Here is a 4,923-nt window from a genome sequence, read left to right on the forward strand (position 1 = left end):
GTACGGGACGGGGTGGGCGTGGGCGTGGTGGTGGCGACGGCCGCTGTGGGGGTGGGTCGGGCCTCCCGGCCGGAGTCGACGAGGGACCAGGCGACCGCGGCGGCGGCGACCACGACGGCGAGTGCCCCGGCACCGACGATCCACCAGCGTCGTCGGTCGCCCTGCTGTGGTCCTGACGGTTCCGTCATCGAAGTCCCCGTTCCCCTGTGGTCATGGTGCTCTCGGCTGGGCCCATGCTGCTCTCGGCTGGGCCCATGCTGCTCTCGCCCGGGCCCATGGTGCTCTCGCCTGGCCCCGTGCTGCTGTCGCCTGGACTGCGTCCTGACCCGCTGTCCTTCCTCCACAGCATCCCAGACGGTGCTGCGTCGTCCACAGGCATGCCAGGGCGGGCATGGGCGTGGACGGGTGGTGCGTATGCTCGCGGCAACGACCACCGAGGGGGAACCGATGGCCACACCCTGGACCGGCATCATCGAGGATGCACGGCACTACCCGTCACCGCACAACTCGCAGCCCATCGTGGTGCGGGTGGAGGACGACCGCATCGCGACCGTCTTCTACGACCTGCGGCGGGGACTGCCGGCGGAGTCCTTCGGGATCCCGTTCGGGCACGTCTGCGCCGGCGTGTTCCTCGCTGGTCTCGACGTGGTCGCCCGGGCGCACGGCTTCACGGTGATCGAGTCACTCGACCACGCCGAGATGGACTTCGGCCGGGTCGACCGAGACCCGGCGGACCACCTGCACCGGCTCGGCAGCGTCGCGCTGACACCGCACGCAGCGACGGATGCCGACCGGGAGGCCCTGCACGGCTTGCTCGCTCGGCGCACCTCGCGCAGACCCTACGACGCGACCCTCGTGGACGACGACGTGATCCGGGCCTCGGAGACGATCGCGGCGCAGGCCGGTCACCGGTTCCGGACGACGGCGGACCGGGCCACGGTCGACGAGATCGTCCGGGTCAACCAGGCGACGCTGTTCGACGACCTGCGGAACGACGCAGTGCACACCGAGATCCTGCACTGGCTACGGTTCTCGAAGCGCCAGGCGGCGGACACCGGGGACGGGCTGTCGGCCGAGACGATGCTCATGCCGGGGCCGGTGCTCAAGTTCGCGATGGAGCACCGCGGGCTGTGGGAAGCGCCCGGCATCGGCACCACGTTCAAGAAGGTCTACCTGTCGACGATGCGGGGCGTGCGGCAGCTCGGCTGGCTCGAGGGGCCGTTCGGATCCCCGGCGGAGTACGTCGAGGCCGGTCGGACGTTCATGCACATCTGGCTCGACCTCGATGCGCGGGGGATCGCCCTGCACCCCTTCGGGACGGTCATCACGAACCCGCGGTCGCACGCGGCCTTCGTCGAGCGTGCCGGGGTCGACGAGTCCGACGGGTGGATGGCGTGGATGCTGTTCCGCTTCGGCCGCAGTGCTCCGCCGCCCCTGGCGCACCGACGGCCGGCGTCGGCCATGACGCTGGCCACGCCCGCTGGTGGAGGTGCCTCGTGAAGCGGGCGGCGGTGTTCGCGGTGGTCTGGGTCGTCGAAGCGGTCGTCGGACTGTTCATGCCGCGGGTCGGGACGCACAAGTTCCTGCTCGCGCCGGGCATCGAGCCGCTCCGGTGGACCCTCGGGCGGTGGCGGGCGTGGCGGACGGCGGAGCTGGCGGCGAAGCGGGTGCCCGCGTACCGGGGGTTCCTGTCGGACGCGGGACGTTCCTCCCGTCTGGACACGCGCAGCGGGATCGCGACGGCGTTCTCCGGCCTGCCGGAGATGGACAAGGAGTCCTACGTCAAGCGGTGGAGCATCCCGGAGCGCTGTCTCGACGGTCGGCTGCCGCGGCGCGGTGTCGTCGTGGACGAGTCGTCGGGGTCCTCCGGTGTCCCGACGAGCTGGGTGCGCGGACCCGACGAGCGGCAGGCGACGCGGCAGCTGCTGCAGCTCGGGTTCGCCCGGACCTCGAAGGAACTCGCGAAGCAGCCGTTCGTGCTGAACGCGTTCTCGCTCGGCGCATGGGCAACCGGCATGAACGTCACGGCGTCGCTCACCGAGTCCACGATGATCAAGTCGATCGGGCCCGACCGCGACAAGATCGTGCAGACCATGCAGGAGTTCGGCACCGGTTTCACCTACGTGATCCTCAGCTACCCGCCGTTCCTCAAGGCGTTGTTCGAGGACGACCGGATCGACTGGCGCGAGTACACGATCGTCGCGGCGTTCGGCGGCGAGGGCATCAGCGAGAACATGCGCGCCCACATTGAGCAGTACGCGCACACCGTCCTCGGGTCGTACGGGGCGAGCGACCTCGAGATCAACCTGGGCATCGAGACGGGCTTCTCGGTGGCGCTGCGGAAGGCGATCGCTGCCGACCCGGCACTCTCGACGGCACTGACCAAGCAGTTCGAGTACGGCGTCCTGCCGATGGTGTTCCAGTTCAACCCGTTCGGCTACCTGATCGAGACGAACGACCGCGGCGAGCTCGTCGTCACGATCGCCCGCTCCGAGAACATCAGCCCCCGGATCCGGTACAACATCCACGACCGTGGGCACGTGGTGCGGATGCGCGACCTCAGGCCCGTGCTGCGGGCGACCGGGCACGAGGACCTGCTCGCGGAGGCGGAGCTCGACCTGCCGCTGCTGTTCCACTACGGCCGATCGGACCTGTCCGTCGACTTCAACGGTGCCGTCGTCGCTCCCGATGCCGTCCGGGACGTCGTCTACGGGGACCCGGTCCTGCTCGAAGCGGTCGAGAACCACCGGCTCATCAGCTACGAGGACGATCACGGCGACCGCCAGCTGCACATCGCCTTCCAGCTCGCCGCGTCCGCCGACTCGTTCGACGCCGATCGCGCCCGGCCGGCCGTGGTCGCCGAACTGCGCCGGCTCAACCGCGACTTCTCGAACGCGATCCGCACCGCACCTCCGGGGACGCTGCCGACCGTGGCGTTCTACCCGTACCGGACCGGGCCGTTCCGCGACGACGGCCGGAAGCTCAAGAACGAGTACGTGTGGCAACTCGGGCCGGGCTCAGTGGACGAGTGGGACCTGGACCTCGGGTGGGTGGCGCCGAAGGAGGCCTGAGCGGGGCGGCTCAGTGGTACTGCGGCGGCCAGTCGAACGGGGCCGGGCGTTGCGGGACCTCGCCGATCGTCGTGACGGCGAGCCCGATCTCCCCTCGGTTCGTCAACTCGATCGACCGTGGGTTGCCGAAGAACCGCTTGCCGTCCACCCAGATCGTCAGCTCACCGTGCAGTCCACCGACGTGCGCCGGCCCGAGGGAGACACCCCATTCGTCGAAGAACTGCCCGAGCGTGAACGTCTGACGGGTCGGGGACTCGACGTGCAGGATGCCGGACGTGTCGTGCGTGTGCAGCTGTGCCGCGAACCGCTGCGACTTCGCGTGCCCGATGTTGCCCGGGACCACGACCGGGGTGTCGCCGTTCGTGATGGTCAGATGCGTGTGCACGTGTTCCGCCAGCCGTTCGCCCCAGACGTTCTCGAGCCCGGCCTCGTCGGCGCGGTGGGCGAGGTCCGTCGGACGTGGCCATGGCGGCTCGACCGAACTCGTGTCGGCACCGGGTGCCGAGCAGCCCGACAGCAGGGCGACGAGCACGGCGGCGGCGACGACGGCGGGGGAGCGGCGCATGTGAGCGAGCGTAGTCACGGGCTCGGCGTCGCTCTCGGCGCACCCGTAGGATGTGGGGTGCACCAGACGCGGTGCGAGGGCCTTTAGCTCAGCTGGTAGAGCGCCACGTTTACACCGTGGATGTCACGGAGAACCTGCGCGCCCAGCTCCTCGGCTTTCGGCCTGGTCAGAGCGGTTGTCGTCGCTGGTTGCAGCGTGGGTGTACCGACCGGACGAGTCATCGTGTCGGTGTGGTGTCGGTGTGAAAGAGGCGAGTCCACCAGGTAACGGCGAGGAGATCGTCGGCCGGACGACGGCCTTGACCGGCGACGTGTCGAGCGTAACTGCCGTGAACGTCTGCTCGACGCAGGGTCGGTTGACCGCCGCGGCGAAGCGGAAACTAGCCGAGGACGATCACCGGCTCCGGCAGTTCAACGGCATACGAGATGTTTGCACCTTCGCTCGGCGACTCCTGATCTAGGAGTCGTGCCCGATGCAGGCGCACAAGTTGCTCGATCTGGTGTCGCGCGAAAATCGTCCGCACTCTCGACTCGAACGGCCAGCACTTGTGGGCACGAGTCGACAGCCGTCGTCGGCGCCGGGCTGACGTCGCGTCCTCGCCACCCCCGTCGCCGGGTAGGATCTCCGCTGCGGGCTCTTAGCTCAGTTGGTAGAGCACTTCGTTTACACCGAAGCGGCCGGCGGTTCGAGCCCGCCAGAGCCCACGTGGACCAGATGTTCGACGCCGCAGCGAGCTCTGCGGAGCAGATTGAAGCGAGGTCTGTACGCGGAGGCCGGCGGAGTTCGCGCTGGTGAAATTCGATTGACGCATTGAGGGTTCGTCGATAAGCAGTCCGAACCGAAGCCTCGCGGGGATCAACCTCCAGAACACGATGAGCCATCCCATGCACGGTCCCGCCGCGCAGCACCCCGGAAGCTGGTGTCCTGTGAGCCGTCAGCGCTACCGCCAGTGCCTGCGTAGCGAGCTGGTCCGCATCGGCACCGCCGGCGGAGCCGATACGCAGCACTCACACACCCCGTCGCTCCGTCGTGACCGGAATCGATTCAGGAAGATTTGGAGTGTCTCAGCGCGCCCGTGGACGGGTAGCACGCGGAGCCATGGCGCTACTAGCTACTAGCTACTAGCTACTAGCTACCAGCTGCCAGCTACCCCGTGTTCCCCCTTCGAAGAATTGCCTGGTCCGCGCCGGCTCTGTTGGGGAGGCGGATGTGTTCCGCCCCGGGTCTGATGGAGGCTCTCAATCCACGGGAGGATGAGAGTCATGGGAGCACCGAGGAAGTACCCGG

Annotated in this window: 4 protein-coding genes and 1 tRNA gene; 3 read left to right on the plus strand and 2 right to left on the minus strand. The window is 68.7% G+C overall.

All coding sequences use genetic code 11. The features are described 5' to 3' along the window. On the minus strand, positions 1-188 hold a 188-nt coding region (locus DEI89_RS17155; protein ID WP_309146542.1), incomplete at its 3' end, for a ubiquinol-cytochrome c reductase iron-sulfur subunit N-terminal domain-containing protein. Positions 189-447: 259 nt separating this feature from the next. On the opposite strand from DEI89_RS17155, the gene DEI89_RS17160 reads away from it, so the two are divergent. Beyond that, on the plus strand, positions 448-1,500 hold the full coding sequence (locus DEI89_RS17160) for a hypothetical protein (RefSeq protein ID WP_110905271.1): 1,053 nt from the start codon (positions 448-450) through the stop codon (positions 1,498-1,500). Beyond that, positions 1,497-3,071 (plus strand): phenylacetate--CoA ligase family protein, encoded by a 1,575-nt coding sequence (locus tag DEI89_RS17165; RefSeq protein ID WP_258369041.1) that lies wholly within the window; start codon positions 1,497-1,499, stop codon positions 3,069-3,071. Before DEI89_RS17160 ends, DEI89_RS17165 begins: the two co-directional genes overlap by 4 nt. Positions 3,072-3,081: 10 nt before the next feature. Here the strand turns inward: DEI89_RS17165 and DEI89_RS17170 are convergent, their stop codons facing one another. Then, a complete protein-coding gene (locus DEI89_RS17170) occupies positions 3,082-3,636 on the minus strand; it encodes a hypothetical protein (protein WP_110905270.1) in 555 nt (184 codons plus the stop codon). A gap of 631 nt (positions 3,637-4,267) precedes the next feature. Between DEI89_RS17170 and DEI89_RS17180 the strand changes: the two genes are divergently transcribed. After that, positions 4,268-4,340: transfer RNA gene (locus DEI89_RS17180), tRNA-Val, on the plus strand. The last annotated feature ends 583 nt before the right edge of the window (positions 4,341-4,923 follow it).

The sequence above is a fragment of the Curtobacterium sp. MCBD17_030 genome (assembly GCF_003224255.1).
Taxonomy (GTDB): Bacteria; Actinomycetota; Actinomycetes; order Actinomycetales; family Microbacteriaceae; genus Curtobacterium.

Excerpts from the sequence above, each read along its gene's own strand:
- DEI89_RS17160 (WP_110905271.1), top strand. The coding sequence starts at position 448 with ATGGCCACACCCTGGACCGGCATCATCGAGGATGCACGGCACTACCCG.
- DEI89_RS17170 (WP_110905270.1), bottom strand. The coding sequence starts at position 3,636 with ATGCGCCGCTCCCCCGCCGTCGTCGCCGCCGCCGTGCTCGTCGCCCTG.